Below are 26,539 nucleotides of genomic sequence, written 5' to 3'. Positions count from 1 at the left end.
CTACCAGGCCCCATAAGGATGGCGTGCGAGATTGACATTGAGATAGCGGGGATCACCCGAGACCTCTTCCCCGAGCCAATCCGGGCGGGTGAATGGCTCATCTGGTCTCGCGAGCTCTAGTTCGGCGATGACGAGCCCCGCATTGGCACCCGTAAAGACATCGATCTCCCAGCAATGCCCCTCATGGCGCACCAGATAGCGGGTCTTGTCGATCGGCGGGAAGACGGCCAGGGCCGTGAGCATCTCCTCGGCATCGGCAAGGGGGATCGGATATTCAAACTCCAAGCGGCTGATCCCCCGGGAACCCCCCTTGAGGGTGAGCACGGCGGCATCGCCCTGGATGCGGACCCGCACTGTCAGATGGGGATCAGCGCTGAGATAACCCTGGATCAGACGCACTCCCTCTGTGGCCTGGGCATGCCAGTCGTCGTTTTTAACCAAAAACTTGCGTTCGATCTCGATGGGCATCGGTATGGAGAGCGAATCGGGGCGAGGCGAAACAGTATAGATCGCATTCGCTCCACCTCAACAGCGCGACCGCGTCCCGATTTTGCACCTCAGGCAGGCTCGGGTATGCTTAGGAGGTGGAAACCAAAGGCCTTCCGCCCTGTCTTAGAGGGCGCATGAGATCTCCAAAACCAACGAGGAGTGAACCGCAATGCCCAATCCTGGCATCTCAATCGTCAAGACCCCTGACCGCGCCCTTGCGGTCAACAAAGTTTTAAAGAATACCTATCTGCTGCTGGCAGCGACCCTGGGCTTCAGCGCTCTAACCGCCATGCTCTCGATGGCGCTCGCCATGCCCTCCTGGGTCTATCTGGTCTCGGTGATCATCTCCATGGTGCTCGGGATGTTCGTCCTCCCGCGCACCGCGAACTCGGCTGCAGGCATTGGGGTGATCTTTGCCATCACCGGTCTCTTGGGCTTTGGGCTGGGCGCGATCCTGAGCCTGTATCTCGCCCTGCCACATGGCCCCAAGACCATCGCCCTGGCCTTCGGCGGCACGGCGGCGATCTTTTTGGGTCTTTCCGGCTATGCCCTGACCAGCAAGCGCGACTTTAGCTTTATGGGCGGCTTTATCTTCGCCGGTATGATGGTGGTCATGATCGCTATCATTGCCAATCTGTTCCTCCAAATGCCGGCGTTGTCCTTGGCCATTTCCTCGGTCATCATCCTGCTCATGAGCGGTTTTATCCTGTTCGATACCAGCCGCATCGCGCGGGGTGAGGAGACCAACTATATCCTCGCGACCTATGGTATTTATCTGAGTATCTTCAATATCTTCATCAGCCTGCTCCAGATCCTGGGGATCATGGGCGGCGACGACTAAACCAAGATCGATCTTGGTGATCCAACCCCCTCAAACCCCGGCCCCGCGCCGGGGTTTTTATATCGAGGTGTCCGATGGAATTTGCCCTCAAGATCATCGCTGCCGTCTTGTTCGGCCTCATGCTGTTTTATCTCTGGCCGGTCTATAGGCGCTGGCAGCAAGAGGGGCCCAAGGCGCAAAAGGGCGACTGGCCCGCAGCTCTATGGCCCTTGGTGGCCGTTGCCGCCTTTGTGGTACTCCTGATCCTGGCAGCGCGCGGCTGAGCAGACCGCCCTGTGGTAGAGTAGCGCGGCTATAAAGGAGGATCACCGATGTCAAGCCGTTCCTATCCGTCGGGTCTTAGCGCCTGTATCCTGGCCTTGTTGCTGGGCGGTTGTCAGTTCAATCCCTTAAAACCGACGCAAACACCCTCCGCCCTGGAAGGAGCCTGTGCCGCTGCCTGCGAGTCGCTCAAAAACCAGTGTGCCGAGCGCCAACGCGCCCGCGAACAGCTCTGTCAGGAAGAGCGCGTGCGTCTTGCCGACCCCAAGCGGACCTGTCAACCTGGATCTGATCCGCTCTGCCCGCAGCCGATCGACTGTCTCGGCGAGGAGCTCACCCCTTGTACAGTGCAATATGGTGAATGCACGGTGCGTTGTACCAGCTCGCCTGCTGAGCAGAACAAGCAAGCGGGCTGATGGCCTGGGTCTATCTGCTCATCGCTGGGCTATGTGAATGGGGCTGGCCGGTGGGCCTTAAACTCGGTTGGACGGGTGCCGTTCCGCACTGGGGCTGGCTTCTCTTCGCCGCCCTCTGTATGGCCGCAAGCGGCGGCTTTTTGGTGCTTGCGCAAAGGGTCATCCCGATCGGCACCGCTTATGCGGTCTGGACGGGGATCGGGGCGGCGGGAACCTTTGTGCTGGGGATCTGGATCTTCGGGGAACCCGCAACCCTCGCCCGCGCCTTTTTCGGGGGCTGATCGTGATCGGGATCCTAGGTCTTAAGCTCGTCTCCGACTGAGCGCCCCTGACGCACAAGTGCAGCCTTGGGCTCAACCTCGATGATCCTAAGCGAGCGTTCCTCGGCGGCCAGACGCTTGGCGGCGATGGCCTTCTCCTGACGCGCCCGTACCGCATAGCCGAGGGCCGCCCCGCCAGCGGCGGTCAGCGTCACCAGCCCAAGGGTCATGAACTGGGCGAACATCATGGCGATCCCCAGCCCGAAGGTCCCGCCGACCACCAGACCTGTCTTGAGGCTCAGGCCCATCGAGGCCCGTTTCTGGACGCGCGCCGCCTCCTTGGTGGCCTTGAGCCGCTCCTGTTCGGCGCGCAGTTTGATCTTCTCGCGCTCCTTGGAATGACGCTCGCTGACCTTGGAGACTGTGCGGTGGCGGTCGGCCAGAACGATGGTGTTGAACCAGAGTGCGACCAGGACCGCGATCGCCCCGCCGAGCGCGGCAAAGAGCGGCCAGGTCTTGAGCCAGTCGGTATGGAGTGCTGTATAGATCAAGAGCAGGGTGACCCCTTGTAACAGCAGGGTCCCGAGCAGAAAGCGCAAGAAGCTGCCAAATCCGGATGGCATGAGGTTCATCGTACTCAACCTGCAAGGATCTTCAGGGTGTGATCAGCCGCGCCTGAGGGCCGAGCTGGGACCAGGCCGGCAGGGTGGACAGTTGGGTGCGCAGCGCCATCAGGGCCTCGGGGCGTCCGCCCAATCCCGCCGGCAGATCCTGATCATAGCGATCGACAAGATCATACAAGACCTCGAAGCCCATACCGGAGAGATCGATCAGAAGGCGCGGCATGCCACCCCGATCTGGGATCAGGCGCGGCTCGGGGGCACTGACCAAGAAAGGGCCGGGATTGCGTTCGAGACGCATCGCCCACTGACCATGACCGCGCTGACGCAGAATACCGGCAAGCTCGCGGCGCATCAGCCCCCCTAGCTCAGCAGCCAGGAGCTCGGCAAGCGGCGCATCTAAAGATCTGGCACGTACCGGCACCACGAACACATGTGAGTCTGGGCGGGGCGCCTTGTCCTGTTCTTCTGAATCAGATGCATAGGTCTCGATCAAACGCAATAGCTCACGCTGACGGAGCCGGTCCCCGGCAGCGCTATGGGCGTCCTTGCTGCCGGGCAGGACAAAGGTATACAGCCCATAGCCGGGGAGGGCATCCTCATAGAGCCGATTGAGCGCAAGGTCGGTCGCGATCCGTGTCCCTTGATGGCCTGAGAAATACAGCATCCCATACTCGCCAGCAGCCAAGGCCCCACTGGATCCGGCTGCCGGCGGGGGATCGCTGATCAGGTCCGGGGCAATCTGAGTCTCGGGCGGGTTGATGGGCGCCGACAACGGACACGGGGCGGCACAGGCGGCAAGGATCAAGGCCGCCAGCACCCCGACTCCTAGCCGGATACGACCGAACCATGTCCGCCCCAAGAGGGGGCTGGTCTGAAGGCATCCAGGGTGCCGACTCTCACACCCAGCAGGCAGGCACGGCGTCATACCCTACCCTCCTGCGCCCACAGCCCAGGCAGCTCAGCGACGACCTGGACGACCGCAGCACAGAGCCGCGCAAGCTCGGTCTCGCCGATCACATAGGGCGGCATGAGATAGATCAGCCGAGCGAATGGCCTCACCCACACCCCAAGCTCGACGAAATTCGGCACCACTGCGCGCATGGGGACCGGGCGCTCGAGCTCGACCACACCGATTGCCCCCAAGACGCGCACATCCGAGACCCCAGGCCGCCCGCGGCACGGGGCGAGGCCCAACTCAAGTCCTTGTTCGATACGCCGCAGCGCACCCTGCCAGTCGTCCTCTAAAAGCAACTCGATGCTGGCGTTGGCGACCGCACAGGCCAGGGGATTGGCCATAAAGGTCGGCCCATGCATGAAGACCCCGGGGGTACCGCCCGCGATGGTCTCGGCGACTCGCGCAGTGGCGAGGGTTGCGGCCAGCGAGAGATAGCCGCCGGTCAGGGCCTTCCCGACCGCCATGATATCCGGGTGTATCCCAGCATGGGCGCAGGCAAATAGACTCCCCGTGCGCCCGAAACCCGTGGCGATCTCATCGGCGATCAGGAGCACATCGAACCGATCGCAGAGTGCACGCACCCCCTTGATATACTCAGCGCTATAAAAGCGCATCCCGCCTGCCCCCTGGACGATGGGCTCGAGGATTACAGCGGCAAGCTCGTGACGATGGCGCTCGATGAGCTCGGCAAAGGGGGCAAGCTCGGACTCAGGACAGGGCTCGCCGAAGCGACAGCTCGGCGCCGGCGCAAAGAGCTGCTTGGGCAGGGCCCGGGCGAACAGGTGATGCATGCCAGTGACCGGATCGCAAACCGACATGGCGTGCCAGGTGTCGCCGTGATAGCCCGAACGCAGACTGAGGAGCCGGTGACGCTCGGGCTGACCGCGCGCGATCCAGAACTGGATGGCCATCTTGATGGCGACCTCGACCGCCACCGAGCCCGAGTCGCAGAAAAACACATGTTCGAGCGGCTCTGGGGTGAGGTCCACCAGGGTCTTGGCTAGGCGAACCGCAGGCTCATGGGTCAAGCCCCCGAACATCACATGGGCCATCCGCGCAGCCTGATCGCAAAGCGCCTGATTGAGGCGCGGGTGGTTATAGCCGTGGATGACGCACCACCAGGAGGCCATGCCGTCGATGAGCGAGCGTCCGTCCATGAGCTCGATCCGACAGCCGCGGGCAGCACGCACCGGATAGATGGGCCCAGGGTCGCTGGGGCTGGCATAAGGGTGCCAGAGGTGGGCGCGATCGAGCGCCAACAGGGTCTCAAGATCCATCACAGGTCGCTGCGGCTGTCGATCTCGTCCAAGGCCAGGCCGCGCAAGAGGCGCTTGACGATCTGGCGACAGGTCGCCTCGTGAGGGGATTCACGCCCACGACGAAGATCGTGAAAGAAATGCGCCAGATCGCGCTGCTCCTGATGGCTCAGCGACTCGGTGAAACCCTTGGGGCGAATGGGCCGGTCGGGGACCTTGTCGGGGTCATCCTCATCGGCGGCCTGACGCCCATGCGCCCAGTTCATGGCGCGCGCGCTGTAGAGCAAAATGCGGTCGAGCAACACGAAGGGAAAGCGCGGATTCGATACTGGGCCGATGGTATAGATATGGGTGTTGGGGGCACGCTCGATATTGAGCTTGGCCAGCGCCCGCCCACCCATAATCCCCAGAAAGCCGCCTGCCGCTGCCCCCATCAGCGCCCCCGCCCCTAACGAATGGCCAGCAAGCGCAAGATCCAGGGTGACACCGGAGGCAGCGCCCGCGGCAGCGCCGACCATCGCGAGCTGCGGACGGGATAGGCCTAGCGCCTCGCTGACCTCCTCAGACAACAGATCATGGCTTAACACCGACTCGGGCGGCATGTGCCAGACATGATGTCGGAAATGGGCGCGGATCTGGGCCTGGGCCTCGACCTCCATCCGGCGCAGGCCGTTTTCGAATTCAGTCAACAGCTCCTGACGCACGCGCTCGCGCCCACTTTGAAAGACGACCTGGGCATGCTTGACCGTGCGCGAGACCTTGAAGCTCAGGGCGCGTTTTAACAGACCGATGATGGTGCCGACCGCCTCGTCGGTGCGCCGTTCCCAATCATGGGCAAAGGCATCGATCGCCTCCTCGACCAAGGGTTCCCAGCGCTGATCGATGCTTTTGAGGGCTTCGAGCAGGCGCATGCGTTCGGCATAGGTAGCGCGGTGGGCGTTGAAGTCGCGCACTGAGTTGAACGCCTTGCTCAGATCGTTGCGCCATTGCTCCATATAGCGCTGCTGGCGGGTCAGGTTGTTGAGGATGGCCATGCGTGGGCGGCCCGTCAGCCGCAAGAGCTCGATCTCGACCCGGTCTTTTTCCTTGATACGCTTGGAGCCATCGACCACTAAGATCACCGCTGCGCCCTCGGCCACCGGCGTCATCAGCTCGACATCATGGACATAACGGGGATCGTCGCGATGCGCCCGGACGAAGGCGCGGGCGAGATCCGGGAGGTCGGCATGCGCCTGGAACCATTCAAGGACGGCGTTTGGATTCTGAAAACCGGGGGTGTCAATGAACTCGATGACCGTGCGCCCGTCGATCACCACGGGATAGACATCGGATCTGAGGGTAGTCCCCGCTCGTTTGTCGATCGGGATCTGGTCGTTTTCGGTCAGGGTCGCAACCACGGATGACTTGCCAGCATTAGGATGCCCCATGATCGCGATGCGCGGGATCTTGGCCGCCATCAGTCTTTTCCCTCCTCCTCTGGCGGGTTCAGTATCTCCAGACGCAGATAGGGGTCGGCCATCTGATCGATCTTGGCCTGCCAATCGCGATAGTCGAAGGCGCGCAGCGGTGGCAGGCGATCCTCGTCATCCGGATCGCCCACCAGCGCCAAGAGCAACTGGGCCTTGGGTCCGGCTGCGGCGCGCAGCTCACGCAAAAAGATCAGGTATTCGGTGATCGGCGGCTGGGAACCGTCCTGGATGACCGCAATCCGCGGCGGGGGCGATTCCCAAACACCCTCCTCGATCAGGGCGAGCGCCTGCGCGGTCATCTGGCTACCGGCGCCGCAGGGCGCGGTCGCGCCGATCCGCCAGCCGCTGAGACGTTGTAAGAGATCGGCGAGGCGCTCGCGGTCCTTGGGCTCAAGCAGGTCATCGATATCGACATGGATCAGGACCAGACAGGCATCGGCAGCATAGCGCGGCGCGGCTGGATGTGCCTGGGTTGCTTCAAGGCTCGGCTCGGCTGGAGCAGGAGGTATCTCCTCGGTCGATACCTGACTGAGCGGCGGGACAAGGGCATCTCCTTCGGACCGGCAAACCGCTATGGGTTCGGCAGCGGGTTGCGAGAGGGCCCTGGCGCCCGCCAGATGGTCAGCCGATGCCGGCGCAACTGGCTGGAGTGGCTCGCCGTCCCCACCCGCCGGCTCCATAGGTGCTGTATCCCCGCCCCCGGTATGGCCAGCCTCCGCCCTTGCCTCTGATGAATCTGCCTGATCAAGACCGACAGTCTCCAAGGGGGTGCCAAGCTCGTTGGTATGCGTCAATGAGCCCGCCTGTCCTGGCTGGACGGGCTGAGAGCCTGACCCTGTCAACCCCTGAGCAGGAGACGGCGCGACGGCTGGCTGAGATTCACGCCAAGGACGTGCGCCAACCTGGATCTGGCCTGCCGGCAAGGGGCCAATCAAGGCTGAGCGCCGCGGCTGTGCAGGCAGTTCGGTTGGGATATACATCTCGCTCCCCTGCCCTGTCTCGCTGGTCTGCGTGTCCAGGTGGGGTGCCAGCATACGCGCATAGAGCGCTTGGGTGCGTCCGTGGGTAAAGCTGAGACCGCGGAGGGTAAGATATTGGGCCGCCAGCGAGCCCAGCAGGAGGCACAAGCGCGGCAGGAGGCCATAAGTAAAGACCGCAAGGACCAGAAACCAGCGCCAGGCGCGTAGATGCTCGGGATTGGGCTCGAAACCGCGCCCCAGCAAGGCCCATTGTTCCAGATAGATCCGCGAGCCCTCGATCTGCTCGAGGGTTGGATAGCCCACCCCTTCCCCGAATAGCCAGCCCCAGGGGGCGGCGATCAGGCGCACCAGGTCATAGATGGTCTGGGGATGGGCCGAGAGCGAGGTCCCCCAGCCGAAGGCGATGTCGGTAAACCATTCGAGCAGGATGGTGGTCAGGATCACTCCTAGATTGAAGGTGATCCCGAAGACCTGGAGCGGGATGAATAGATTGAGGACCGCCAGGGGTTCATAGACGCTGAAATGGGCACGCACCAAGCCCTGGGTCGCGAGTAGGCGCTCTCGCTGATCGCGGGTGACATGCGCCAATTGCCGCCCCTGTAACCAATGGGCAACATGCTCAAACGCCGGCTGCAATACCTGATTGAAAAACCAGGACTCATCGATCTTAGGGCGATCGTTGCGCCATAGGCGCCGCAGCCAGGTCAGGGCTGCGCCGAGCGATAGCGCAAACTGGAGGATGACCAGCAGAAAGACGAACCAAGGGACGCTGACCGGCAGGTGGCCGTCATAATGGAGCAAGGTCCTGGTTAGGGTGACCCCGGTGACAAAGCCGAGCAGCCCAAGCAAGATCAGCCCTAGATGTTGAGCGCGGGCAAAGATGAGCCCGGGTAACAGCCGCCGGACGGTAGCATCCTCGCTAACCCGCCTGGCCTTCAGCCATAGACGGAGACTCAAACGGCGGTGTAAGGGGGTATGGGGGGCAAGCTGGGTGAGTCGGGGTTCGATCTGTTCCAGATAGATCGCTCGGTCGCGGGCGGCCAGCGCCTTGCGATTCGATGGGCGGTCGCGTAATAGCCGCTCATCGGCATCGAGATAGTATTCCAGATCAATCAGATCGGCAGCGGTCCAGTCCGGCAGATGCGCAGGTCTATCCTTGCCATCGGGGTGGCGCAATGCATCGGTTGGCTCTATCGGGTCCATAAACCGCTCGTTATCATCAGCGCGTTCGTTGGTCTTGTCGTTCCATCTGGGGCAGCGGCATCTCACTGGCCAGCCATCAGGGAAACGCTGAACAAATCGTTTCTCGTCATTGCGGCAGGTGCACGCCCGAATCCATGCAAATCAATAACCTGGACTCCGGCTTTCCCCAGGGCGACGAATAAATCAGCGTTTCCCTAAGATGCGCGGTGCGCACCCTACTGCAAACGCAGACATCCATCATCCCACAGAGATCGCCGCGATTCACGCACAAGCCAAGACGCCAGTCTCCCCACAATCCACCTTCTACCGGCCTAGGGTGCGCGCAAACTCGTGCAGGCGTGCAACCATGGCCTCGAGGCCATTGCGTCGGCTGAGGCTGAGATGCTGATCGAGCCCCAGACGATTGAAGAACGAGCGGATGTCAAACCCAATGATCTCCTGGGCCCGCTGCCCGACATAGAGCCTAAGCAACAGGGCGATGAGACCGCGCACCAGGGCCACATCGCTGTCGGCCAAAAACTCGACGATATCGACGGTCCCTGGCCTCAGTCGCGCCACCAGCCACACCTGGCTCTGACACCCGCGCACAGTATTGGCCTCGGTCTTCAAAGGCTCGGGCATCGGCGGGAGCCTCTCGCCGAGATCGATGAGATACTGATAGCGTGCCGGCCAGTCGGGCAAGAGATCGAACTCCTCGATGATGCCATCAGCCGCTGCCTGAACCGACCCAGCGCTAGCGGGCGGAAAGGCGATGGGCGTTTCGGGGAGCGCCGGGGTCTCCCCGGCATCTTCAAAGAAGCCGCCAAGATGGCGGTGCTCCGCTTGGCGGGGACCGCGGATCGCCTTCTCGCGGATCTCTTGCAACGCCGCCGCCAGCGCCTCGACCTCAGCGAGCTGGTTATACAGGGCGAACGAGGCGCGCGCGGTTGAACTGATCCCCAGACGATCCATCAGCGGCTGACAGCAGTGATGCCCGGTGCGGATACAGATCCCGCGCAGGTCGAGCGCTGCCCCGATATCGAGAGTCGCGATCGGGGGGTCCACCATCACCCAGGACACCACCCCCGCCCGCTGTCTGGGCCGCCCCTGGATGACCAGCCCGGGCACCTCAGCGAGACGGGTGACCGCGGCCCCTACCAACCCCTCTTCATGGGCCGAGATCGCGGCAAACCCGATCCCTGACAGCCAGTCGATCGCCACCCCCAGGCCGATTGCGCCCGCGATGTGGGGGGTGCCGGCCTCGAAGCGATTGGGCAGATCGGCATAGAGCGTTTGTTCAAAGCTCACCCGCTCGATCATATCGCCCCCGCCCTGATAGGGCGACATGGACTCAAGCCATCGGCGCTTGCCATAGAGCACACCGATCCCCGTGGGGCCATAGAGTTTGTGCCCGGAGAAGACATAGAAATCGGCATCAAGCGCCTGGACATCGGTCGGTCCATGCGCCACCCATTGAGCCCCATCGATCAGGACCAGGGCCCCTGCGGCATGGGCCTCGGCGATCAGCTCGGCGACCGGATTGACAGTCCCAAGCGCATTCGAAACCTGGGTGATAGCGAGGATACGGGTGCGCTTGGAGAGCAGACGGCGAAAGGCATCGAGATCCAGCTCGCCCGAGTCATCGATCGAGATGACCCGGATATGCGCACCCGTCGCTTCGGCGACCATCTGCCAGGGAACGATGTTTGAGTGATGTTCCAGGGTCGAGAGCAGGATCTCATCGCCGGGCTTGAGGTTCGCCCGTCCCCAGCTAGCGGCGACCAGATTGATCGATTCGGTCGTCCCGCGGGTGAAGATGCACTCGGCAGGTTCTTGGGCATTGATGAAACGCGCCACCCGCTCGCGTGCCTGCTCATACAAAAGGGTTGCGGTTTGCGAGAGTCGATGGACGGCGCGATGGATGTTGGCGTGCTGGCCGCGGTGATAGTCGGCCACCGCCTCGATCACACATGCAGGCTGTTGGGTGCTTGCTGCATTGTCGAGATAGATCAGCGGCGGCTCCCAAGGCCGAGTGAGGATCGGGAACTGTGCGCGGATCGCCGCGACATCATAGGCCTTCATCTAACCGCCTCCAGGGAACACTGGAGCGCCGGCATCCTGCCGGCAGACCAACGGGTTATGGCGCGCACCATCTTCGCGGGTCATGGGGCCGGGTCCTCTGGATGCGCTGCCTGACCGACAGGCGCGCTGCCACCGAGACAATCGCGCAGGGCCTCTCCCATCTGGGTCGGCGAGCGCGCGGTCAAGACACCGGAGGCAGCGAGCGCCCGATATTTGGCCTCGGCGGTCCCGCTGCCCCCGCTGATGATCGCCCCCGCATGCCCCATGCGCCTGCCCTCGGGCGCCGTGACCCCGGCGATATAGGCGACCACGGGTTTTTTGACCTCGCCCTTGATGAACTCAGCAGCGCGCTCCTCGGCGTCCCCGCCGATCTCACCAACCATGAGGATCGCTCGGGTCTCAGGGTCCTGTTCGAAAAGACGCAGGCAATCGATGAAATCCAGGCCCTGAATAGGGTCACCGCCGATCCCGACGCAGGTGCTCTGACCGAGCCCCACCGCTGTGGTTTGGGCGACCGCCTCATAGGTGAGGGTGCCCGAGCGCGAGACGATCCCGATACAGCCGCGTTTGTGGATATAGCCCGGCATGATCCCGATCTTACAGGCCCCAGGGGTGATAACCCCCGGGCAGTTGGGGCCGATCAGTAGGCTTGAGGTGTCCGCCAAGGCTGCCTTGACGCGCAGCATCTCGAGCACCGGGATCCCCTCGGTGATACAGACGATCAGCCCAATCCCCGCATCCGCGGCCTCGAGGATGGCGTCGGCGGCAAAGGCGGCAGGGACATAGATCATGCTGGCATCGGCGCCGGTCGCCGCGACCGCCTCCTGGACGGTGTTGAACACCGGGCGGTCGAGATGGGTCTGTCCCCCCTTACCTGGGGTCACCCCCCCGACCAATCGGGTGCCATAGGTGATCGCCTGTTCGCTGTGAAAGGTCCCCTGTTTGCCGGTAAACCCCTGACAGATGACGCGGGTGTGGGCATCGACCAGGATGCTCATACCTGGACCCCCTGAATGGCTCGGGCAGATCTCACCGCAAGCTCGGCAGCGGTCTCGAGGTCGCTTGCGGTCTGCACTGCCAGGCCGCTTGCGGCAAGCATCTGTAATCCCTCCTCGGCGCGCGTCCCCGCCAGGCGCACCACGATGGGCACCCTGACCTCGACCTCGCGCACCGCCTGGATGATCCCCTCGGCGATCAGGTCGCAGCGCACGATCCCGCCGAAGATATTGACCAGGATCGCCTTGACCTTGGAGTCGGAGAGGATGAGCTTGAAGGCCGCGGCCACCCGTTCGGCGGTAGTTCCGCCGCCGACGTCGAGGAAATTGGCAGGTGCGCCGCCCTTGAGCTGGATAAGGTCCATGGTTGCCATCGCCAACCCTGCGCCGTTGACCATACAACCGATGTCACCCTCCAGGCTGATATAGTTGAGCTCATGGGCACGCGCCTCCAGCTCGCGCGGATCCTCTTGGCTGGCATCGCGCAGGGCGACAAGCTCGGGGTGGCGGACCAGGGCGTTGTCGTCCAGGACGATCTTGGCATCGAGGGCGACGAGCTCGCCTGCATCGCTTAGCGCCAAGGGATTGAGCTCGATCAGGCTGGCATCGCATGCGTTGAACAGGCGATAGAGGGCGCCCATCACCCTGACCAAGGCCTGGATCTGGGACCCATTGAGCCCCAGGGCATAGCCGACCCGCCGCGCCTGATAGGACTGGAAACCGGCAACCGGATGGACCCGGACGCGGATGATGGCGCTCGGGTCTTGGGTGGCGAGGGCCTCGATCTCCATCCCGCCGGCTGCCGAGGCGATGAAGGTCGGACAGGCACAGGCGCGATCAATCATGAGCGCAAGATAGAACTCGCGCCGGATGGCGACCGGACGCTCGATGAGTACGGCCTGGATCGGCAGGCCCTGGGGCCCAGTCTGCTCGGTGATGAGCCTCGACCCCAAAAGACGCCTGGCCTCGGCCTCGACTGCCTCGGGCGATGCGGCCAGGACCACCCCGCCTGCGCGCCCCCGCCCGCCGCTATGGACCTGGGCCTTGACGACCCAGGCATCGCCGCCGAGTTGACTGCAGGCCGCGCGCGCCGAGCTTGCGCTGTCGACGAGCACACCCTCTGGGGTCAGAACCCCGCGTTCGCGCAATAATTGTTTGGACTGGAACTCGTGTAGATTCATGGATTTGCTCGGTGGGGCGTTGTCATGCACCCCGCAACCCTCGCCCTGATAAGGTACGCATTGCGCACCCTACTATAACCCGAAGATTCAATCTCAGGCGTCGCAACCCGATCTTCATGGAGCCATCCTACCCCAGTTGGAGCGCATTGCGCTGGCTGTTTCTGTTTCGGCTGTTGATGGTGATCGGTCTGGTGTTGGCCTTCTCGCCCGCATTGACCGACCCGGCCATCGCGCACTCGAACATCGAGGATGCCTGGAACCTGCTTCTGGGCTATGCGTCCCTGGTGCTTGCCAGCGGTTTTGGGCTATCTCTGCGTTGGCCAACGCCGGTCAACCAGGTTCAACTGGCCCTGTTCGTCGATATCCTGACCTATACGCTGTTGATGCATACTGCTGGCGGGGTCACCAGCGGTCTCGGGCTTTTGCTTGCAGTCTCTGTGGCCACCGCTGCGCTCCTGCTTGATGGCCGGCTGTCGCTCCTGTTCGCGGCCTTCTCCTCGCTTGCGGTCATCAGCGAGCAGCTCTATAGCGCCTTGGCCGAGGAGGATATCCCCGTCTCCTTCACCCAGGCGGGTCTCCTGGGTCTGGTCTTTTTTGCTGTCGCTTGGCTCGCCCATGTCCTCTATCAACGGGTGCGCTCGGCCGAGGCGCTCGCCGAGCAGCGCCAGATCGACCTCGACAATCTCGCCCAGCTCAATGAGTTCATCATCCAAAGCATGGGGACGGGTATCCTGGTGACCAATGGCGCGCAACGGGTCAAGCTGATCAATGCCGCAGCCCGCGACCTGCTTGGGGGGAAGGAGATCCTCGCCGGCACCGATCTCAGTATGCTTGCGCCCGAGATTGGAACCTGGCTTGCCGGACAGAACCCAGCAAGTCCGCCCAGCATTGCGCAGATTAGCATTGCGAATCGCGAACTTCGGGTCTCCTGCAAACGCCTCGGCGGCGGGCGCAGCAGCGGCCTGATCCTGTATCTCTGCGACAGTCGCGAAGCCGAGCGTGAGGCCCAGCGGATCAAGCTCGCCTCGCTCGGTACCCTGACCGCCAGTATCGCCCACAACATCCGCAACCCCTTGAGTGCCATCAGCCATGCTGCACAGCTGCTCTCCGAGGGCGCGGGGCTTTCGGAGGAGGATCGATACTTCATCACGATCATCCAGCGCAACAGCGCGCGCATCGAAGAGACGGTGCGCAGCGTGCTGACCCTTTCGCGCAACCGGCCAAGTGAACCGCAATGGATCGATCTGGCCGAGTGGTGCACAGCCTTTGTTGCCGATTTTCGCGAACAACATCAGCTGAGCCCGGACGATTGCTGGGTCACGATTGACGAGCGTCCCTTGGGCATCAACATGGACCCGCGCCATCTCCATCAGATCATCGCCAATCTGTGCGAGAACGCCTTGGTTCACGGCCAGGCCCCAGGCGAGCCGCCGCGGATTCAGCTCAGGCTCAGGCGTCTCCAGGCACCGCCACGCATCTATCTGGAGATCTGCGACCAGGGCCCCGGGATCGACCCAGCCCGCGCGCGCGAGATCTTCAATCCGTTCTTCACGACCAAGACCCAGGGGATCGGACTCGGGCTTTATATCGCACGTGAGCTGGCTATGGCCAACGGCATCCAGTTGACCTATACGCCGGCCCTCCCCCGCGGAAGCTGTTTTTGCCTGATCTTCGGTCGCGATCTGCTCTTCTCTTGAACCCAGTTGCCCAGGCCTTTCCACAATTGCAACTATGGTTTGCTATAACTGCGAAACTGCGATTCGCGATCCGCCATCAACCTTGCACGAGGTGACAGCCATGAACTCACCCGACACGACTGTGCAACAGGCAAAACGCGAACATACCCGTACTGGGATGTCCAAGGATGCCTTTCAACGGGATCTCCTCGATAACCTTTTCTATATCCAGGGGCGATTTCGCGAGGTCGCTACCCCCCACGACCTCTATATGGCCGCGGCCTATACGACCCGCGACCGCCTGCTCGCCCGTTGGGTCAAATCCGCCCAGACCTTCAAGGCGACCCACGCACGCACGGTCTGCTATCTCTCCGCCGAATATCTGCTCGGACCGCATCTGGCCTCTAACCTGGTCAATCTGGGGATCACGGAGACCGCCCGCGCTGCCGCCGAGGAGCTGGGGATGGACATGGATGCCCTGATCGAGGAGGAGGAGGAACCTGGACTCGGCAATGGCGGTCTAGGGCGTTTAGCTGCCTGTTTCATGGAGTCATTGGCCACCTGTCAGATCCCAGCCATCGGCTATGGCATCCGCTATGAGTTCGGGATCTTCAAGCAGGCCATCGAAGACGGCTGGCAGGTCGAAAAGGGCGACAACTGGCTGCGCAATGGCAATCCCTGGGAGATCCCGCGCCCCAAGATCAGTTTCGCAGTGGGCTTCGGCGGTCATACCGAGTCCTATCGCGACGAACGTAGCCAGGTGCGCCTGCGCTGGCAACCAGCATTCGAGATCCGCGGTGTGGCCTATGACACTCCCATACTTGGATATGGCAGCCAGAACGTCAACCTCTTACGCCTGTGGAAGGCCGAGGCATCCGAATCCCTTGACCTCCAGGCGTTCAATACCGGCGATTATTACGGCGCGGTCCATGCCAAGATCGAGGCCGAGACCCTGTCCAAGGTCCTGTATCCCAACGACGAGCCGGAGGCCGGCAAGGAGCTACGTCTCAAGCAACAGTATTTCCTGGTCTCCTGCTCGATGCAGGATATGATCCGCCTGCATCTCAATACCGTCGGCCCGCTCGAGGGCTTTGCCGATAAGTTTACCGTCCAGCTCAACGACACCCATCCGGCGCTCGCGGTCGCCGAGCTCATGCGCCTGTTGCTCGACAGACACGCGATGACCTGGGAGGAGGCCTGGGGGATCACCCACAAGACCTTTTGCTATACCAATCACACCCTGTTGCCAGAGGCGCTCGAGACCTGGCCGGTGAGCCTCTTTGAACGCCTCTTGCCGCGTCATCTCGAGATCATCTATGAGATCAACCGCCGCTTTCTCGATGAGGTCAGGATGCGCTTCCTCGGGGACGAGGCGCGGGTGCGACGGATGTCGTTGATCGCCGAGGGGCACGAACGGCGGGTGCGCATGGCGCATCTGGCAGTGGTCGGCAGCCATGCAGTCAATGGAGTTGCTAAACTCCATTCGTATCTGGTCAAGGCGATGCTTTTCAAGGACTTTGCCGAGCTGTGGCCGGAGCGTTTTCACAATGTTACCAACGGGGTGACGCCGCGCCGCTTCGTCGTCGTCGCCAATCCACGGCTGGCCAAGCTGATCACCGAGACCTGTGGTCAGGATGATTGGATCCGCGACCTGGAACAGTTACGCGCACTCGAACCCCATGTCGACGACGCCGGGCTCCAAGGGCGTTGGCAAGAGGTCAAGCGGGCGGCCAAACAGGATTTGGCCCAATGGATGAAGCAGGCGACCGGTATCGAGCTCGATCCCGAGTCGATGTTCGATGTCCAGGCTAAGCGCATCCACGAATACAAGCGCCAACACCTCAAGGTGCTCCATATCGTCCGTTGTTATCAACGGATCAAACAGGGACAGGTGCAGGGGCTAGTACCACGCACCTTTATCTTCGGCGGCAAGGCGGCCCCTGGCTATTTCATGGCCAAGTTGATCATCAAACTGATCAATGCCGTCGCCGAGGTGGTCAACAACGATCCGCAGGTCAATGACTGGATCCGGGTAGCCTTCATGCCCGATTTCAATGTCAAAAATGGCCAAAGGCTCTATCCCGCCGCCGAGCTCTCGGAGCAGATCTCCCTGGCCGGCAAGGAGGCCTCGGGTACGGGCAATATGAAGTTCTCGATGAACGGTGCGCTCACTATCGGCACCCTCGACGGGGCCAATATCGAAATCCGCGAGGCGGTAGGACCCGAAAACTTCTTCCTCTTCGGTCTGACCGCCGAGGAGGTACTCCAGAGGCAGATGACCGGTTATCGCCCCTGGGAGTATTACCAGAACGACCCTGAGTTGAAATCGGACCTGGACCTCATCAATTCGGGTCTATTCTCGCATGGGGATACCCAGCTCTTTCGCCCCTTGACCGATAACTTAATCAATCATGACCCCTTCATGGTGCTTGCCGATTATCGGGCCTATCTGGAGTGCCAAGAGCAGGTCGATAGGATCTATCGCGATCCTGAACGCTGGACGCGGATGTCGATCCTCAATGTCGCACGCATCGGTTATTTCTCATCCGACCGCGCCATCCGGGAATATGCCGAGCGGATCTGGCAGGTGGGACCTCAGCCGGTCCTAGATACCGAGCATTGAGCGGTGCCGGCCTTGTTCCTCTCCCCTGCTGGTTACTGTGCGTGATAGTGGATAATTTTCCACATGGAAGGCGCGATGATGGGCACAGGCAAGGCGGCGAAGCGGCTTGGCGTTTCGGTCAAGACCTTGCAACGCTGGGAGCGCGAAGGGGGTTTGATCCTGGTGGCGCGAACAGTCGCGAGGCACAAATCCGCGAGTTGATTGGCTTGCGCAGTAAGGTATCAGAGCCAATGCGGATTGATGCCTACTGTCGCATATCCAGTGCTGCGCAGAAGCCAGACCTCGCCGACCAGCGCAAGGTGTTGGAAGAGTTTGATGTGGCGAAAGGCTTGTCGAATGTCGAGTTCGTTGAGGAAAGAGGTCAAGACCCTGATCCTTGCTCACAAAGACAGGTTGACCCGCTTTGGTTTTGAGTGGTTCGAGCATTACGCCAGAACGCACGGTTGTGAAGTGCTGGTGCTTAATCAAGAACGGCTCTCGCCAGAGCGGGAGATGGTGCAGGACTTAATGACTATCGTGCATTGTTTTTTGTCCAGGCTGTATGGGTTGAGGAACTATCGAAAAAAGCTGGACGAGGTATTAAGAAAGGGGGTGAGTCATGAGTGATCATGATTGAATCTGATTAGCTCATGAATCTAGCGAAATTGTTTGGCGTTCGAGAGAACACCAATGAGTAAGCCATGCAACTGACCCACAAAATCGCCCTTTGTCCGACGCCTGAGCAGGCGGTTTACTTCACCTGCGCCTGCGGTACGGGGCGGTGTGTCTGGAATTGGGCGCTTGCCGAGTGGAAATGGCAAGATTCTTGGTGCGACCGTTTCGCGTACTGCGGATCGCAGGTTCGTCGCCGTTCAGGTTGAAGTGGTCGATGCTGCGTTCTATCGCAGGTGCATGAAACGACTGGTGTTGACCTGGGCGTTGAGGCGGCGGCCAGGCTTTCCAATGGCGAGTCTGTTGAATCTCCTCTGCGCTTCGTTGTCTCAGGATTCGAGGCAGACGCCTTTCCTGCAAGGTTGAGGCGGCCAAGGTCGGGGCTGGGTTTGCGCCAAGGGCCGGACTGGCAAAAGGCACAAGGCTGCCGATCTTGAAGAATCGAAGGAAATCCTCTGCGATGTTGGCAAGGCTGCACGCACGCATTGCCAATGTCCGAGCGGACTTCACACATAAGCTCACGACCCGGCTCTGCCGCGAAAACCAAGGGGTGGTGATTGAGGATTTGAACGTCAAGGGCATGCTGGCGAACGAACGGCTTGCCCGCGCCATCAGCGACCTGGGCTTTGGCATGTTCTGCTTGCAGATGGAATACAAGGGGAAATGCTACGGCGTCTGGTTGGTTTTAGCTGATCGCTGGGATCCGAGCAGCCGCCTGTGTTCGGTCTGTGGTTGGGAGAATGAGATGTTAGCGTTGAAGGATCGGGAATGGACGTGTCCTCAATGCGGCACGCGCCATGATCGGGACATCAATGCCGCGCTCAATCTCAAACGGCTGGCAACCGCAACTGCCCTACCCGTGGCGAGTCCGTCCGGTAACGGCGGAGCTACAGCAGAGAGGGTCTCTGCCGTAGTCGGGAAAGTCACGCCTGTCAGAGACGAATGCGCTCCGCATTCGGGGCAGGAAGAGAATTGTGTACAGGTTTGCGCACTTTCTTGAGAGCAGTCGATCTATGCAGGAGGCACATTTCTATGACCGGCTCGATCATGAGCAGGTCCAGTGTCATCTATGTCCCCATCAATGTCTCATCGCCGCTGGGAAAAGGGGCATCTGTGCCGTACGTTATAACAGCGGCGGCAGGCTCTATACCCTGGTCGCCGACCGGATCATCGCCCGTCATCTCGACCCCATCGAAAAAAAGCCGCTGTTTCATGTCTATCCCGGCTCAGGCATCTATTCGCTCGCGACCATCGGTTGCAACCTGCGCTGTCGCTTTTGCCAAAACTGGGAGATCTCGCAATGGTCACACGAGCACCTGCCCAACAGGATCGAAGGGGATGAGAGACACTCACCCGTCTGTCCCCAGCTGGCCGACCTCGGCGAGCAGATCCCGGGCGAGCCGGTGACCCCTGAAGGGATCGTCTGCGCCGCCCTCGCCTCAGGCGCACGCTCGATTGCCTACACCTATACCGAACCCACGATCTTCTATGAACTCGCCCATGAGACGGCGGTCTTGGCACGAGCCCAAGGATTGCTCAATGTCTTTGTCACCAATGGCTATATCAACGAGGCGCCGCAGCGCGAGTTGGCGGGGGTGCTAGATGCGGCCAATGTGGACCTCAAATTCTTTCGCGATGCAACCTATCGGCGCATGAGCGGCGCACGCCTGCAACCGGTCCTGGATGCCATCGCCCGCTATCATGAACTCGGGGTATGGATCGAGATTACGACCCTGGTAATCCCCGGGGTTAATGACTCAGAGGAGGAGCTCAAAGAGATCGCGTGCTTTATCCATTCGCTTTCACCCGAGATCCCCTGGCATGTCTCGCGTTTTCACGGCGACTATCAGATGCAAGATGTGCCGTCGCCCCAATCATCGATCTTAAGACACGCCTTAGAGATCGGTCGGGAGGCGGGCCTGCGTTATGTCTATGTGGGCAATCTGCCGGGCATAGGCGGTGAGGATACCTACTGCCCCGGCTGCGGCGCGCGCCTGATCCATCGCTATGGTTTTAGGCTGCTTGAAAACCGCATCCGCCATGGGGGCTGTCCAGAGTGCGGTTCAAGGATCGCCGGACTTGGGCTTGATGGTGTCTGAAGGGTCGGAACCCTGGTGCAGGCGCTGGTCTAAAAATTTACCTTGACCGGCCGACTGCCTGTAGGCAACCGGCCAACCCTTGACCGCCGTGATCCAAACCGTTCAGAGAGGCGGCGATGAAGAGAGGCGGCGATGATCTGATCATCAAGCCCGTTCATGCCGGGAGCAAGGGCCGGCCATTCGGCAACAGCGCGGACCTGAAGCTGTTGCGACACTGTCCGGGGTCAGTGTGTCTATGCAACCTCCAGATCGACCGCTAGGCCAACACATTCTTGCCAGCCTGGATTTCGGACTCGGCCTTCAATACGACCGCATCGATTATTCATTATTGATCCGAAACCAATGAACTTGTATTACGCGGCATCATGGAGCTTGGGATGCTGGAAGTAGCGCATGATGCGTTGGGGGGAATTGAGAAGGCGGCGCAGGTGGCTGACGGTCGCCTTCTTCAGATCGTCCTTGGTGCGGGAGGGCGCCTGCGCGGTGATGGTGGCCTTGAGCATCTCGTTGGGGTTCAGTGCTGGGCTGTAGGGGGGGGAGGGAGGAGGCCTCGATTTGATTGGCGCATGCAGCCAGCCAGGCCTTGACTGGCTTGGTGTGATGCACGCGCAGGTTGTCGAGGATGAGGAAGATCTTCTTGCCCCTGGCGTCCTTGACGAGCCGCTTCATGAAGTCGATCAGGATGTCGGCGTTCATCGCCCCCGCGAACGCCTTCCGACGCACCTTGCCGCGGTTGGTCAGCGTCGAGATCACCGACAGGCCTTCGCGACGGTGCGTGACGCGAATCTCGGACGTCTTGATCGCCGGCGCATAAGAGCGCCCGCGCACCTCGTCCGAGCGCAGCCCCGTTTCATCGCCCCAGTGGATTTCGGCGCCCTCGGCCTTGGCGCGCCGGGCAATGTCCGGGTAGGTCTCCTCAAGCCACGTCTTGCCCGCCGGCGGGCTTTGCTCATAGGCGCGCCGAATCGGTTTCTGGGGCGTCAATCCCCAGCGCACCATGTACTTGCCCTCCCCCTGCGGCCTGAGCTCGATGCCAAAACGGTCGAGGATCAACTGCCACAGCGCAAACGGCAGCTTCAGCTGATCCGGTGTCCCGTCGCACATGAGCTTGCGTATCTGGGCGTCCTGCTCCGCCAACAGCGCCCGCTTCTCACCTACCTTTCCTTGAGCCCTTGGGCCCCTTCGCGCGCCGCAAACGACAGCAATCTCATGTCTCGTCTTTCCATGCCCACGACATCTGGACAGCTCACTCAATTTCAAAAGTATGTGTTTCTTAATCAAGAAACGCCCAGATCCATCTGGTGCGCGCTCGCCCCTTGCTGAGATCCCTCGCCTTGCCGCTGAGCTTGCAACGGATCTCGTAGTCATAGGGAACGGAGGACGGCGGGTGCTGTGGGTTTGGTGATGGGCAATACTGCAGGGGTCATCCTTGACCACCTGCACTGTGCCCTTCCGGCGATTTGTCTGCCTAATAGCTAAGTGAATCCCCTAGCCACCACCCTGTCCTCCGACCTAGGCGACCTGGCGCCGATCTTGTTCCTCGATCTTGCGAATTAAAGGATATAGATGTTCGGTCTCACGCTGGATGCGGTCCATGACCAGGGCAAACATCTGCTCGGTATCTTGGATGAATGCCGCATGGTCGTTGATCTTGAGCGCACGGCGCTTCTCCGAACACCATTGTTTGAGATAGGTGTTGAAAATCCGCTTGATCTCGGTCGAGCCGGACAGGAATCGATTGGCGGTATTCTTGACCGTCTGATCAGGGTGCAGCAATAGCTTGCTGCATAGCTCGCGATCGACGAGCTCCATGTGCTCGCGCACCTGATTGGTGAGATTAAAAAAGACATCGCAGGCGACATCAGTGTCGCACATCGACCGCTCGCGGACTAGATAGATGAAAACGTTCGAAAGCTCCGTGATCTTGTGATTCTGCGCATGCAGTTTTTCGAAGGCGACCATCTGTGCAACTCCTCCTACCCAGGCTGGTAGGTCAAACGCATTATTGTTGAATCCGGCTTGGCAAAATCGGCCAGGGGAGCCGGCCCGCGGACCGGTATTTAGATTTTACGTCAAGGGCAATGCTCAATATAGACCCAGCCCTTCTGGAGGGTTGATCATACTAGATTGTCTCAGACCGACCCCAACGGCTATCCTTTTTGGGTCTTTTCTAGCAAAACGCCATACACCCCACCATGCTCGATAAACGCTTGCTCGACATCCTAGTTTGCCCGGTGACCAAGGGCCCTCTGATCTTCGATCAGACGCGAAACGAGCTGATCTCGCTCTCGGCCCAGCTCGCCTATCCCGTCCGCGACGATATCCCGGTAATGCTCGAAGAAGAGGCGCGGCGTCTCACCCTCGAGGAAATCGATCGGTATCGCTAGAGCTCAATAGGCGACGATGAGGCGCAGGGCATCGAGTCGCAGATAGGTCTTGCTGATCTGTTCGGCAAGGCGCGCGCGCCGGTCGGCGAGGCGGGCGATCTCGTCGGGCCGCACCAGGGGATTGACCTGCGCCAGGGCCTCGAGCCGCTCGATCTCATCGCCTAAGACCTGCTCCATCTGCGCCCGCGCCGCTTGGATCAGATCGGGAAGCGCCCCTTGTGCAAGCGACTCTCCACGTTCGATTAGCTGGGCCAGTTGCTCGGCCTGGGATTCGATCACCAAACAGCCAAGACGTGCATTTTGGGCAAGACAGTCGCCCGCTAGGCTGTCCCAGTGGATCTCAGCGCTACGGTCATGACCCTCGGCATCGAGCAAGAACCTCAGCAAAGTCGGCGGCAGGAAATGATCGACATGAAGCTCGAGTGGGGCGGGACATTCGGCGAGATAGAGCATCTCAAGGAGAAACGTCCCCCGCGCAAAACGCCTATCGCGCACCAAGATCAGGGCAGTGGTGCCGAGTTGGGAGGCGGTCAGCCACTCGCGCGCGGCACGGACCATGGAGTGCTCCCAGGTCAAAAAGGCATAGTCCTCATGGGCGAGTGCCTGGGTGCGGTCGAAGGTCGCGGTCAGTCCGTCTTCCGGCAGATAGGGGAACTGCTCTTGGAACATGTGTGCGCCCGGCCGCAGCACGACTGAGCCCTCAGGCCCAGGCTCATGTTCGACCCCGAAGGCGTCCCAAAGGTCAGTGAGATATTCGGCAAGCGTCGGGTCGGCATCGGCGGCGCGGATCGCCTCGACCAGGGCGGTATCGCGCGCCAGCCGATGGGAATGAAGATCCAACAACCGATCGCGCCCGGCGGCAAGCTCCGCATTGAGCCGTTCGGCAAGCTTGCGGGTTTCGGCAATGAGCGATTCCGCCTGTTCGGGATTGGCCAGTGTCTCTAATAGGGCCTGTGCCTGACGTTCATAGATCTCCGGCCCTGCGGGGCAGGGGTGCGCGAAGATCCCCAGGCCCTCCTGATACCAGCGCAACATCACCTCCATCGGCCCGCCAGCAAGATAGGGGACATGCAGATAGATCACCGGCCCCTGACCGATGCGATCTAGCCGTCCGATGCGCTGTTCGAGTAGATCGGGATCCAAGGGCAGATCGAAGAGGATCAGGTGTTGGACGAACTGGAAGTTGCGCCCCTCGCTGCCGATCTCTGAGCAGAGCAGGATCTGGGTCCCCTCCTCGGCAGCGGCAAAATAGGCCGCGGCGCGATCGCGCTCGACGATCTCCATCCCTTCGTGAAAGACCGCGGCATGGATGCCGGCGCGTTGACGCAGCGCCTCGCGCAGCTCAAGCACCGTGCGCGCATGGGCACAGATCAGCAACACCTTGTCCGGACGCAGGGCGCGCAGGGTTTGGATCAACCATTCGACCCTTGGATCAAATGACTCCCAGCCTGAACCATAGGCATGCTCAGGGGTCAGGCGATCGCTGAGGGCAAGCGCCCGGTAGGCCTCGGGTTCGGGTAATGGATCGGCCTTGAGCACACGATGTGGAAAGCCTAGGATGGCGGCGCGGGTATTGCGAAACAGGATGCGCCCGGTGCCGTGGTGGTCGATCAGGCGCTCAATCAGGGTCTCGCGATCGAGGTCGCGGCAGGGGCCGAGCAGCGCCTCCAGCCGCTCTTGTTCTGCGCCGCTGAGTGGCACGGGATCGAGCAGGCGCTCGGCTAGGGCCGCGATCTCGGCATAATGGCGTTCCTGCTCGTGGAAGCTCGCGAGGTCGACAAAACGCGCTGGGTCCAAGAGACGTAGCCGCCCGAAATGGCCCTCGCGCCCCAATTGCTCCGGGGTGGCGGTCAAGAGCAACACCGAGGGGGCGCGCTGGGCCAGGGCCTCGACCAAGCGATAGGCAGGGCTGGGGTTGTCCTCGGACCAGGTCAGATGATGCGCCTCGTCCAGGATCAAGAGGTCCCAGGGGGACTCGAGGGCCCGCAGGCGTGCGCGGCGATGGCTCAGCAATAGTGACAGGCTACAGAGTACCCGCTGCTCGGTCAGGAATGGATTGCCCTCCTCCATCGACTCGATTAGCTCTTCATCGAATAGGGCAAAACTCAGATTGAAGCGCCGCAGCATCTCGACCAGCCACTGATTGACTAGCGGCTCAGGGGTCAAAATGAGGACGCGGCGGGCGCTGCCGATCAGACGCATCCGATGCAGGATCAGTCCTGCCTCGATCGTCTTCCCCAGGCCCACCTCATCGGCCAGGAGCACACGCGGGGCCTCGCGTTTGGAGACCTCGGCGGCGATATGAAGCTGATGCGGGATGAGTGCGATCCTCGGCCCCACCAGGCCTAGGGTCGGAGAGCCGGCCTCACGCATCCCCTGTAACCAGCTTCGGTAACGCAGGCCAAACCAGATGTCTGGATCAAAACGGGCTGCAAGCAGGCGCTGCGCCGGGCGATTGTAGAGCAGACGATCGTCAAGCTCGGACTCAGGAAGCTCATGGAGCCGACCAGAGTCATCCTCGCCGCGATAGACGAGCAGACCCCGCCGCTCGTGCATCTCGATGACCCGCAATTCGCGCCCGCTGCGATCGCGGACCCGCTCGCCTAGCCTGATGACCAGGCGCGCCAAGGGTGCCTCCGCCTGGGCATAGAGCCTGGTTTCACCGGTCGCTGGATAGCGAATCCGCACATGGCGCCCCTCGACCGCCTCGACGATCCCGAGCCCAAGCTCGTGTTGGGTCTCGCTCAACCAACGCTGACCAATGACGAAAGCAGGCATAGTAGTTGATGTCTCTTGCAACAGGGGATGTCCTCGCTGGGCCGCGAATACTACTGCAAGTCGGGTGGATCAATGACCCTGATCTTGCGCTTGCCAACCGAACGCTGGCTATCTTGCAGGGGCTTATAGCCCGGCGATTCGCTTACCTCCGCCGCCGGCCTGTTTGCAGGGCACGCATTACATAAACCCGAGCGCCTGACCATAGCGGCAAGATGGGGACCCCCAATCCCATGTTCCAGAAAGCGTCACCAAGGATCCATGCCCACGGGGGTTACGCCGCGGCAGTGCCGCGCAGAAGCCAGAGCTAGGTCCTCTTCTCAATCGTGCGCATAGTGCTATGTCATATGCAAGCGAGGCTGCATAAATCGTTCACAGTCACTGACATGGCGAGGGGCTGTTCACAGTGGGTGAAGTCTGGTCATATCCTGACTTTTGCGCAGGAGTCAGGATGGAGCGGAAGATGTTATGAGATGAGCGGTGGGCACGCATTGAGCAGCTGTTACCGGGGAAGAAGAGCGATCCGGGTTGCACAGCGAGGGACAACCGGCGCGTTGTCGAAGCCGTGCTCTGGATCATGCGCACCGGCTGTCTGTGGCGCGATTTGCCAGCCGAGCTGGGCCACTGGCACCGGACATATGTGCGTTTCTCGCGCTGGCGCGAGAAAGGTGTTTGGGAGCGCGTGGCCGCCGCACTGCAAGGCGATGCCGACATGGAGCATCTGTTCATCGACTCGACCATCGTGCGCGCCCACTCACATTCTGCTGGCGCCCCAAAAAAGCGGGCCAACAGGAAATCGGTCGCTTGCGGGGCGGGTTGACGACCAAACTGCACGTTGCGGTGGATGCCTTGGGCAATCCGCTGCGCGTCATTCTCTCGGCAGGGCAGGTCGCCGACATCGAGCAGGCCGCGGCGTTGATCCAGGACCAACCGACCGAGTGCGTCATTGCCGACAAGGGTTACGACTCGGATGCCCTTGTCGAAACGGTGACCGCACAGGGCAGCCAGGCGGTCATCCCCCCACGCTCCAACCGACTCAATCCGCGCTCGTTCAACCGGCATCTCTACAAAAACCGCAATCTGATCAAGCGCTTCTTCTGTCGCATCCAGCAATTCAGACGCATCGCCACGCGCTACGACAAGCTCGCCTCGTCTTCCCTGTCGTTCGTTTATCTGGCTTGCACCATCGCCTGATTGACTTGATTGAGAACAGACCCTAGTGATTCCGGCACATGCGCATTTTGCGCCCTCCTGACGTCGCTGTGCCACTGAATGCCCGGAGGCGCTGAGCGTCTAGTAATCGGCCCTCTGCTAAGGTTAGCCTGGTTCGCATCCCAA

The 26,539-nt window shown here is 61.3% G+C and carries 24 protein-coding genes and 1 pseudogene; 12 read left to right on the top strand and 13 right to left on the bottom strand.

Annotation, left to right across the window (positions count from 1 at the left end):
* Complete coding sequence (locus GWK36_RS02260; RefSeq protein WP_166269717.1) at positions 1-468, bottom strand: CYTH domain-containing protein; 468 nt, start codon at positions 466-468, stop codon at positions 1-3.
* A gap of 190 nt (positions 469-658) precedes the next feature.
* Between GWK36_RS02260 and GWK36_RS02255 the strand changes: the two genes are divergently transcribed.
* From GWK36_RS02255 to GWK36_RS02240, 4 genes are all read left to right on the top strand, one after another.
* Positions 659-1,330, top strand: a complete 672-nt coding sequence (locus GWK36_RS02255; RefSeq protein ID WP_166269715.1) for a Bax inhibitor-1/YccA family protein — start codon at positions 659-661, stop codon at positions 1,328-1,330.
* 74 nt (positions 1,331-1,404) lie between these two features.
* A complete protein-coding gene (locus tag GWK36_RS02250; protein WP_166269713.1) occupies positions 1,405-1,593 on the top strand; it encodes a hypothetical protein in 189 nt (62 codons plus the stop codon).
* Positions 1,594-1,641: 48 nt separating this feature from the next.
* Positions 1,642-2,007, top strand: a complete 366-nt coding sequence (locus tag GWK36_RS02245; RefSeq protein WP_166269711.1) for a hypothetical protein — start codon at positions 1,642-1,644, stop codon at positions 2,005-2,007.
* The gene (locus tag GWK36_RS02240) at positions 2,007-2,288 is read left to right on the top strand and encodes a DMT family transporter (protein ID WP_343033129.1); all 282 of its coding nucleotides are present in this window, start codon (positions 2,007-2,009) and stop codon (positions 2,286-2,288) included. The genes GWK36_RS02245 and GWK36_RS02240 overlap by 1 nt, the downstream gene beginning before the upstream one ends.
* Before the next feature lie 14 nt (positions 2,289-2,302).
* On the opposite strand, the gene GWK36_RS02235 is transcribed toward GWK36_RS02240, so the two are convergent.
* The 8 genes from GWK36_RS02235 to sucC form a co-directional block, all read right to left on the bottom strand.
* Complete coding sequence (locus GWK36_RS02235) at positions 2,303-2,890, bottom strand: hypothetical protein (protein WP_246237626.1); 588 nt, start codon at positions 2,888-2,890, stop codon at positions 2,303-2,305.
* A 31-nt stretch (positions 2,891-2,921) separates the two neighbouring features.
* Positions 2,922-3,707, bottom strand: a complete 786-nt coding sequence (locus GWK36_RS02230; RefSeq protein ID WP_166269707.1) for a hypothetical protein — start codon at positions 3,705-3,707, stop codon at positions 2,922-2,924.
* Between the two features lie 104 nt (positions 3,708-3,811).
* Positions 3,812-5,122 (bottom strand): adenosylmethionine--8-amino-7-oxononanoate transaminase, encoded by a 1,311-nt coding sequence (gene bioA, locus GWK36_RS02225; protein ID WP_166269704.1) that lies wholly within the window; start codon positions 5,120-5,122, stop codon positions 3,812-3,814.
* On the bottom strand, positions 5,122-6,558 hold the full coding sequence (locus GWK36_RS02220) for a GTPase/DUF3482 domain-containing protein (RefSeq protein WP_166269702.1): 1,437 nt from the start codon (positions 6,556-6,558) through the stop codon (positions 5,122-5,124). Before GWK36_RS02220 ends, bioA begins: the two co-directional genes overlap by 1 nt.
* Positions 6,558-8,753: a DUF2868 domain-containing protein gene (locus tag GWK36_RS02215; protein WP_166269700.1), complete on the bottom strand. Its 2,196-nt coding sequence runs from the start codon at positions 8,751-8,753 to the stop codon at positions 6,558-6,560. Before GWK36_RS02215 ends, GWK36_RS02220 begins: the two co-directional genes overlap by 1 nt.
* 303 nt (positions 8,754-9,056) lie before the next feature.
* The gene (locus tag GWK36_RS02210; protein ID WP_166269698.1) at positions 9,057-10,814 is read right to left on the bottom strand and encodes a SufS family cysteine desulfurase; all 1,758 of its coding nucleotides are present in this window, start codon (positions 10,812-10,814) and stop codon (positions 9,057-9,059) included.
* 80 nt (positions 10,815-10,894) lie between these two features.
* Positions 10,895-11,812: a succinate--CoA ligase subunit alpha gene (gene sucD / locus GWK36_RS02205; protein WP_166269696.1), complete on the bottom strand. Its 918-nt coding sequence runs from the start codon at positions 11,810-11,812 to the stop codon at positions 10,895-10,897.
* Positions 11,809-12,990: an ADP-forming succinate--CoA ligase subunit beta gene (sucC, locus tag GWK36_RS02200; RefSeq protein ID WP_166269694.1), complete on the bottom strand. Its 1,182-nt coding sequence runs from the start codon at positions 12,988-12,990 to the stop codon at positions 11,809-11,811. The genes sucD and sucC overlap by 4 nt, the downstream gene beginning before the upstream one ends.
* Before the next feature lie 116 nt (positions 12,991-13,106).
* Here sucC and GWK36_RS02195 point away from each other — a divergent pair, with 116 nt between their 5' ends.
* From GWK36_RS02195 to GWK36_RS15965, 3 genes are all read left to right on the top strand, one after another.
* A complete protein-coding gene (locus GWK36_RS02195) occupies positions 13,107-14,687 on the top strand; it encodes a sensor histidine kinase (RefSeq protein ID WP_166269692.1) in 1,581 nt (526 codons plus the stop codon).
* 100 nt (positions 14,688-14,787) lie between these two features.
* On the top strand, positions 14,788-17,289 hold the full coding sequence (locus tag GWK36_RS02190; RefSeq protein WP_166269690.1) for a glycogen/starch/alpha-glucan phosphorylase: 2,502 nt from the start codon (positions 14,788-14,790) through the stop codon (positions 17,287-17,289).
* Between the two features lie 63 nt (positions 17,290-17,352).
* Positions 17,353-17,490 carry a MerR family DNA-binding transcriptional regulator gene (locus GWK36_RS15965; protein WP_210756818.1) on the top strand — a complete coding sequence of 46 codons (138 nt, stop codon included), beginning with the start codon at positions 17,353-17,355 and terminating at the stop codon, positions 17,488-17,490.
* Between the two features lie 20 nt (positions 17,491-17,510).
* Here GWK36_RS15965 and GWK36_RS14715 read toward each other — a convergent pair whose 3' ends face one another.
* Positions 17,511-17,654 (bottom strand): hypothetical protein, encoded by a 144-nt coding sequence (locus GWK36_RS14715; protein WP_210756834.1) that lies wholly within the window; start codon positions 17,652-17,654, stop codon positions 17,511-17,513.
* A 315-nt stretch (positions 17,655-17,969) separates the two neighbouring features.
* On the opposite strand from GWK36_RS14715, the gene GWK36_RS15960 reads away from it, so the two are divergent.
* The 3 genes from GWK36_RS15960 (at position 17,970) to amrS (ending at position 20,039) form a co-directional block, all read left to right on the top strand.
* A complete protein-coding gene (locus GWK36_RS15960) occupies positions 17,970-18,149 on the top strand; it encodes a helix-turn-helix domain-containing protein (protein ID WP_210756833.1) in 180 nt (59 codons plus the stop codon).
* Positions 18,150-18,247: 98 nt separating this feature from the next.
* Positions 18,248-18,940, top strand: a complete 693-nt coding sequence (locus tag GWK36_RS14705; protein WP_343033163.1) for an RNA-guided endonuclease InsQ/TnpB family protein — start codon at positions 18,248-18,250, stop codon at positions 18,938-18,940.
* Between the two features lie 13 nt (positions 18,941-18,953).
* Entirely contained in the window at positions 18,954-20,039 is a 1,086-nt protein-coding gene (gene amrS, locus GWK36_RS02175) for an AmmeMemoRadiSam system radical SAM enzyme (RefSeq protein ID WP_166269688.1), read from the top strand.
* Between the two features lie 363 nt (positions 20,040-20,402).
* Here the strand turns inward: amrS and GWK36_RS02170 are convergent, their stop codons facing one another.
* Positions 20,403-21,176: an IS630 family transposase gene (locus tag GWK36_RS02170; protein ID WP_210756831.1), complete on the bottom strand. Its 774-nt coding sequence runs from the start codon at positions 21,174-21,176 to the stop codon at positions 20,403-20,405.
* Positions 21,177-21,551: 375 nt separating this feature from the next.
* Positions 21,552-22,001 carry a hypothetical protein gene (locus GWK36_RS02165; protein ID WP_166269686.1) on the bottom strand — a complete coding sequence of 150 codons (450 nt, stop codon included), beginning with the start codon at positions 21,999-22,001 and terminating at the stop codon, positions 21,552-21,554.
* Positions 22,002-22,234: 233 nt separating this feature from the next.
* Here GWK36_RS02165 and GWK36_RS02160 point away from each other — a divergent pair, with 233 nt between their 5' ends.
* On the top strand, positions 22,235-22,426 hold the full coding sequence (locus GWK36_RS02160; protein ID WP_166269684.1) for a Trm112 family protein: 192 nt from the start codon (positions 22,235-22,237) through the stop codon (positions 22,424-22,426).
* Between the two features lie 3 nt (positions 22,427-22,429).
* Here GWK36_RS02160 and rapA read toward each other — a convergent pair whose 3' ends face one another.
* Entirely contained in the window at positions 22,430-25,204 is a 2,775-nt protein-coding gene (gene rapA, locus GWK36_RS02155) for an RNA polymerase-associated protein RapA (protein ID WP_166269682.1), read from the bottom strand.
* 487 nt (positions 25,205-25,691) lie between these two features.
* Here rapA and GWK36_RS02150 point away from each other — a divergent pair.
* Positions 25,692-26,395 (top strand): annotated as a pseudogene (locus GWK36_RS02150) (IS5 family transposase).
* Positions 26,396-26,539 lie beyond the last annotated feature (144 nt).

This window comes from Caldichromatium japonicum (assembly GCF_011290485.1).
In the GTDB taxonomy this organism is placed as follows: Bacteria; Pseudomonadota; Gammaproteobacteria; order Chromatiales; family Chromatiaceae; genus Thermochromatium; species Thermochromatium japonicum.
This window is presented reverse-complemented; position numbering and strand designations above follow the sequence as displayed.

Excerpts from the sequence above, each read along its gene's own strand:
- GWK36_RS02210 (WP_166269698.1), bottom strand. The coding sequence starts at position 10,814 with ATGAAGGCCTATGATGTCGCGGCGATCCGCGCACAGTTCCCGATCCTC.
- amrS (WP_166269688.1), top strand. The coding sequence starts at position 18,954 with ATGCAGGAGGCACATTTCTATGACCGGCTCGATCATGAGCAGGTCCAG.
- sucD (WP_166269696.1), bottom strand. The coding sequence starts at position 11,812 with ATGAGCATCCTGGTCGATGCCCACACCCGCGTCATCTGTCAGGGGTTT.
- GWK36_RS02245 (WP_166269711.1), top strand. The coding sequence starts at position 1,642 with ATGTCAAGCCGTTCCTATCCGTCGGGTCTTAGCGCCTGTATCCTGGCC.
- GWK36_RS02190 (WP_166269690.1), top strand. The coding sequence starts at position 14,788 with ATGAACTCACCCGACACGACTGTGCAACAGGCAAAACGCGAACATACC.
- GWK36_RS02235 (WP_246237626.1), bottom strand. The coding sequence starts at position 2,890 with ATGCCATCCGGATTTGGCAGCTTCTTGCGCTTTCTGCTCGGGACCCTG.
- GWK36_RS02165 (WP_166269686.1), bottom strand. The coding sequence starts at position 22,001 with ATGGTCGCCTTCGAAAAACTGCATGCGCAGAATCACAAGATCACGGAG.
- GWK36_RS02160 (WP_166269684.1), top strand. The coding sequence starts at position 22,235 with ATGCTCGATAAACGCTTGCTCGACATCCTAGTTTGCCCGGTGACCAAG.
- GWK36_RS02255 (WP_166269715.1), top strand. The coding sequence starts at position 659 with ATGCCCAATCCTGGCATCTCAATCGTCAAGACCCCTGACCGCGCCCTT.
- GWK36_RS02195 (WP_166269692.1), top strand. The coding sequence starts at position 13,107 with ATGGAGCCATCCTACCCCAGTTGGAGCGCATTGCGCTGGCTGTTTCTG.
- rapA (WP_166269682.1), bottom strand. The coding sequence starts at position 25,204 with ATGCCTGCTTTCGTCATTGGTCAGCGTTGGTTGAGCGAGACCCAACAC.
- GWK36_RS02250 (WP_166269713.1), top strand. The coding sequence starts at position 1,405 with ATGGAATTTGCCCTCAAGATCATCGCTGCCGTCTTGTTCGGCCTCATG.
- GWK36_RS02220 (WP_166269702.1), bottom strand. The coding sequence starts at position 6,558 with ATGGCGGCCAAGATCCCGCGCATCGCGATCATGGGGCATCCTAATGCT.
- GWK36_RS02215 (WP_166269700.1), bottom strand. The coding sequence starts at position 8,753 with ATGGACCCGATAGAGCCAACCGATGCATTGCGCCACCCCGATGGCAAG.
- GWK36_RS02260 (WP_166269717.1), bottom strand. The coding sequence starts at position 468 with ATGCCCATCGAGATCGAACGCAAGTTTTTGGTTAAAAACGACGACTGG.
- sucC (WP_166269694.1), bottom strand. The coding sequence starts at position 12,990 with ATGAATCTACACGAGTTCCAGTCCAAACAATTATTGCGCGAACGCGGG.
- GWK36_RS15965 (WP_210756818.1), top strand. The coding sequence starts at position 17,353 with ATGGAAGGCGCGATGATGGGCACAGGCAAGGCGGCGAAGCGGCTTGGC.
- GWK36_RS15960 (WP_210756833.1), top strand. The coding sequence starts at position 17,970 with ATGCAACTGACCCACAAAATCGCCCTTTGTCCGACGCCTGAGCAGGCG.
- GWK36_RS02240 (WP_343033129.1), top strand. The coding sequence starts at position 2,007 with ATGGCCTGGGTCTATCTGCTCATCGCTGGGCTATGTGAATGGGGCTGG.
- bioA (WP_166269704.1), bottom strand. The coding sequence starts at position 5,122 with ATGGATCTTGAGACCCTGTTGGCGCTCGATCGCGCCCACCTCTGGCAC.